Genomic DNA, 4,958 nt, shown 5'->3' with positions numbered 1-4,958 from the left:
GCAAAACCCCCATTCTCTTTTTCCTGGAGAGGAAAAAGAGAATGCGCCTTTTGATGGTGTAAGAGAAAAAGGCTCTGGCGGCGGCATTTCAGGCTCTGCTTGAAATGCCTTTTCCCGCCTTTTACGAGGGGTTTGGGGGGCTCACCTGTCGGCCTCGTCCACTCAACTGCATATGGCGGCTTCAGAAGCTGGGGGAATTGAGGGATGCTCTGTTCTTCTCTTTTGCTGCCGCACATTGGCAGTTGCGGAAGATTGGTGGAAGGGGCGCTTACGGATACACCTTTCTTCTTTTTGCTGCTGCGGCAGTATCGAAATAACGGTGCCGGGGTCTCTGCGAATGCCAGAGTGCGGCAGCAAAAGAGAACGGCAGAGTATCCGGGAGGGACCCCAACTTTCGCAACTGCCGTATTTAGTTGAGTGAGAAAAACCCGAAAGTTTCCACCGGGCCAAAACCCCCGTAACAGGCGCCGCGAGCGTTCCGGACGAAGTCCGGAATGCCGCCGCCCGAGCCTTTTTCTCTTAACACCATCAAAAAGCGCTTTCTCTTTTCGACGCAACCGATAGGGGCCCCCACAAAAGCCCAGCGAAGCGGGTTTTGTGGGGAAGAGGAGGGGCAACGAAGCGGCATGAGGGATGCCCTCCCCCGCAGGGCGTCCCGAATATAGCGCAGTTTGACCCGACGACGAATGGGGGTTTTGAAGCTGCGGCCTTCGCCGCACCCCCGTGCCAACGGGAAAAGGTTTTGAAGCCGCCGGGCTTCCCCGGCACTCCGCCGCGCCCCGGGACGGGGCGCACCCCCGCACCCCGCGGGGAAAAAACCGCATCCCCGCCCCGCGCAAGGGGCCAAAAAATCACGGCCCCCGTCCGGGAGGACAGGGGCCGCGCCGTATGTCTGTTATTCCTGGGACGGCATGTTCCACTCGGTGAGATCCGTGTGGAGCAGATGGTGCGCCTTGTCGCTGAGGGGCTTGCCCAGATACTCCCGGTACAGCACCTGGATGTCCGGGTTCTCGTGGGAGAAGCGGATGGGATTCTTGGCATCCAGCTTCCACAGCCAGTTGCCCCGGGCCTCCGCCCGCTCCTCGCCGTTGTGGATGGGCTGTCCGCCGCCGCCGGCGCAGCCGCCGGGACAGGCCATGACCTCCACAAAGTCGTAGTCCGCCTTGCCCTTGTCGATGGCCTCCATCAGCCGCCGGGTGTTGGCCAGACCGCTGACCACCGCCACCCGCACGTCCCCCGCGCCGGGGATGTTGAACACGGCCTCCTTCCAGGGCTTGCTGCCCCGGATGGCCTGGAAGGCGTCGGGGTCCGGATTCTGACCCGTCACCAGATAGTAGGCGCTGCGCAGCGCCGCGTCCATGACGCCGCCGGTGGCGCCGAAGATCACCGCCGCGCCGGTGCCGCTGCCCAGCGGGGAGTCAAACTCCTCTTCCTTCAGATCGAAGGGCACGATGTGGTCGCTGCGCAGCACCCGGACGAACTCCCGGGTGGTCAGCACCACATCCACGTCCGGATCGCCGCAGGCGTCGTTGAGGTTGGGGATCTCGCACTCGCTCTTCTTTGCGGTGCAGGGCATGACGGACACCACGAACAGCTTGTGGGGGTCGATGCCCAGCTTCTCGGCGAAGTAGCTCTTGGCCACGGCGCCGAACATCTGCTGGGGGGACTTGGCGGTGGAGAGACAGTCCGTGTAGTCCGGATACTGGGACTTGACGAACCGCACCCAGCCGGGGCAGCAGGAGGTGAACATGGGCCAGCGGTACTTGCCCCGATGGGTAAACCGCTGGAGGAACTCGCTGCCCTCCTCCATGATGGTCAGGTCGGCGGCGAAGTTGGTATCGAACACGTAGTCGAAGCCGATCTGGCGCAGGGCGGCCACCATCCGTCCGGTGGTGGCGAAGTCCGGGGACAGATTGAAGGCCTCCGCCCAGGCCACCCGCACGGCGGGGGCGATCTGGACCACGGTGGTGATCTCCGGGTCAGCCAGGGCGTGGAACACCCGGTTGGTGTCGTCCCGGGCGGTGAGGGCGCCGGTGGGACAGTGGGTGACGCACTGGCCGCAGTAGGTGCAGTCCGTGTTCTTCAGCAGACGGTTGAAGCTGACGTCCACGGTGGTGCGGGAGCCGGTGCCGGACACGTCCCAGATGTGCATGCCCTGGATCTTGTCGCACACCTGGACGCAACGCATGCACTTGATGCACTTGCTGGCCTCACGGACCACCGGCACCGACAAGTCCACATGGGTCCGCTCCGGATGGACCTTGTAGGGCTGGTAGTGGATGTTCAGGTAGCCGGACAGCTTCTGCAGGGCGCAGTTGCCATTGCGGATGCAGGTGGTGCAGTTGGAGTCGTGCTGGCTGAGGATCAGACGCAGATTGGTGCGCCGGGCCTGCCGGACGCGGGGGGAGTTGGTGTGGATGACCATGCCCTCCAGCACCTCGTTGTTGCAGGAGGGGAGCAGCCGGTCGGTGCCCTCCACCTCCACCACGCAGATGCGGCAGGCGGCGATCTCGTTGATGTCCTTCAGGAAACACAGGTGGGGAATGCCGATGCCGATATCGTTGGCTGCTTTCAGAATGGTGGTGCCCTCCTCCACGGAGATGGGGTGGCCGTCGATGATCGCATTTACCATTTTTCTACACGTCCTCCCTTAAAAATTCCGTAGCCGAAGTGGTCGCACCGCAGACAGCGGGAGGACTCCTGCATGGCCTCCTCGTGGGACAGGCCGCACTCGATGCACTCGAAGTCGTCCTTCCGGTCGAAGGCGTCCCGCATGCAGGTATTCACCCGGCCTCTGGGATTCAGGTCGTAGAACTTCGGCGCGGGAATGGACACGCCGGAGTGGATCTCGTGGTTGAAGCCCAGATATTCGTCGATGTTGGCGGCCGCCGCCTTGCCGGCGGCAATGGCCCGGATGACGGTGGCGGGACCGGTAACGCAGTCGCCGCCGGCGAACACGCCCTCCATGTCCGGCACGCTGGTGCTGGAGTCCGCCAGCAGCGTGCCCCGGCGCTGGATCTTGATGCCGGTCTGTTCAAAGCCGTGGGTCTCGATGCCCTGGCCGATGGCCTCGATGATGATGTCGGCGGGGATGCGCTTCTCCGGTACCTGGGCGGTGTGGGGCTTGGGACGGCCCTGGGCGTCGATCTCGCCGATGATCTGGGGCTGGGTCCACAGGGCGGTGACGTTGCCGTTCTCGTCCGCCTCAATGCGGACGGGGGCCTCCAGGGTCAGGATCTCGGCGCCCTCGGCGATGGCGCCCTCCACTTCCTCCTGCTGGGCGGTCATGTCCTCCTGACGGCGGCGGTACACGCAGGAGACCTTCCGGGCGCCCAGGCGGATGCAGCTGCGGGTGACGTCCATGGCCACGTTGCCGCCGCCGATGACGGCGATGTTCAGGCCGGTGAAGTCCGGCTTGATGCCGTCGCCGATGTTCCGCAGCAGCTCCACGGCGGAGATGACGCCGTGGCTGTCCTCGCCCTCGATGCCGGTTTTCTTGTCGGTGTGGGCGCCGATGGAGAGATACAGGCTGTCGTAATTGCGCTTCAGCTGGTCGAAGGTGATGTCGGTGCCGATGTCCACCTCCGTGTGGACCTCGATGCCCAGGGACAGGATGGAGTTGATCTCCGCGTCCAACAGCGTCCTGGGCAGGCGGTAGTCGGGGATGCCGTAACGCATCATGCCGCCCAGCTGCTTGCGCCGCTCGTAGATGGTGACCTTGTGGCCCATGAGGGACAGGTAGTAGGCCGCGGACAATCCGCCGGGGCCGCCGCCGATGACCGCCACCTTCTTGCCGGTGGCGGGAGCGCACTGGGGCTGGGGCACGTCTCCGGCGTGATCCACGGCGAAGCGCTTCAGAGCACGGATATTGATGGGATCGTCCACCATGTTCCGGCGGCAGCGGGCCTCGCAGGGATGCTCGCAGATGTAGGCGCAGGCGGTGGGCAGGGGATTGTCCTTCCGGATGAGCCGCACGGCGTCGTCGTAGCGGCCGTCCCGCACCAGGGCGATGTAGCCGGGGATGTCCACGCCGGCGGGGCACAGGGCCACGCAGGGCACGGGGTTCCGCAGGGTGCTGAGGCAGCGGTGATGGTTGATGTGCTCCTCATAGTCATCCCGGAAGCCCTTCAGGCCCATCAGCACCAGGTTGGCGGCGTCGATGCCGATGGCGCAGTCGGCGGTGTCCACGATGACTTGGGCGGTCTCCTCGATGCGGTGGAGGATGCTGGTGTCGGCCTCACCGTCCAGCACCTCCTGGAGCATGCCGGACAGCTGCCCCAGGCCGATGCGGCAGGGCACGCATTTGCCGCAGGTCTGGGCGTGGCACAGATTCAGAAAGTTCAGCGCCATGTCGATGGGGCACAGGCCCGGAGGGCTGGCGGCGATACGGCGCTCTACGTTGCGGTAGAGCTGTTCCACGACGGCCTGGGCCTGACTGGGGGTTTTCACGTCAAGACGGCTCATAGTTTCACTCCTTCTGGCATTTTCCAACACTGTATCCACCGGTCATGGAAATATGAACGGGCGGCACAGACAAGTATTTAAGTGGCATTATAGCACGATTTTTCAGGAATGCAAACTTTTTTAAACGGAATATCCGGGAAAAACCTGATAGACAATTCACAAACAAAACATTTTTGATAAAAAATGTCCGCATCCCGGGCACGGGAGGCGGACATTAGACATTTTTCGGGTGATAAGACAACGTGAAAATTTTCCGGATGCCCGTTAAGGATCTCTCTGTTCCGGCGGGCAAAGCGTCCCCGGGACGCGGAAAAGCCGGTCCAAGAGGACCGGCTTTTCCAGGAGGTAAAGAGGATGGCCTTTTCCAGGCACGGAATGTTGAATTAGAAGATGCCCTGAGCCATCATGGCGTCGGCGACCTTCTGGAAGCCGACGATGTTGGCGCCAGCCACCAGGTCGTAGCCCAGGCCATAGCGCTCGGCGACCTCGACGGA

Annotated in this window: 2 protein-coding genes; both read right to left on the bottom strand. The window is 63.2% G+C overall.

The features are described 5' to 3' along the window. Window positions 1-895: 895 nt before the first annotated feature. Window positions 896-2,632, bottom strand: a complete 1,737-nt coding sequence (locus ACTNBU_RS12350; RefSeq protein ID WP_441034371.1) for an NADH-dependent [FeFe] hydrogenase, group A6 — start codon at window positions 2,630-2,632, stop codon at window positions 896-898. Then, window positions 2,626-4,464 carry an NAD(P)-binding protein gene (locus tag ACTNBU_RS12345; RefSeq protein WP_441034370.1) on the bottom strand — a complete coding sequence of 613 codons (1,839 nt, stop codon included), beginning with the start codon at window positions 4,462-4,464 and terminating at the stop codon, window positions 2,626-2,628. The genes ACTNBU_RS12350 and ACTNBU_RS12345 overlap by 7 nt, the downstream gene beginning before the upstream one ends. Between the last annotated feature and the right edge of the window lie 494 nt (window positions 4,465-4,958).

Source organism: Dysosmobacter sp. HCP28S3_G4 (assembly GCF_052065175.1).
Classification (GTDB): Bacteria; Bacillota; Clostridia; order Oscillospirales; family Oscillospiraceae; genus Oscillibacter.
Note: the sequence above shows the minus strand (reverse complement) of the source record. Positions and strands in the feature narration are given on the sequence as shown.

Excerpts from the sequence above, each read along its gene's own strand:
- ACTNBU_RS12350 (WP_441034371.1), bottom strand. The coding sequence starts at position 2,632 with ATGGTAAATGCGATCATCGACGGCCACCCCATCTCCGTGGAGGAGGGC.
- ACTNBU_RS12345 (WP_441034370.1), bottom strand. The coding sequence starts at position 4,464 with ATGAGCCGTCTTGACGTGAAAACCCCCAGTCAGGCCCAGGCCGTCGTG.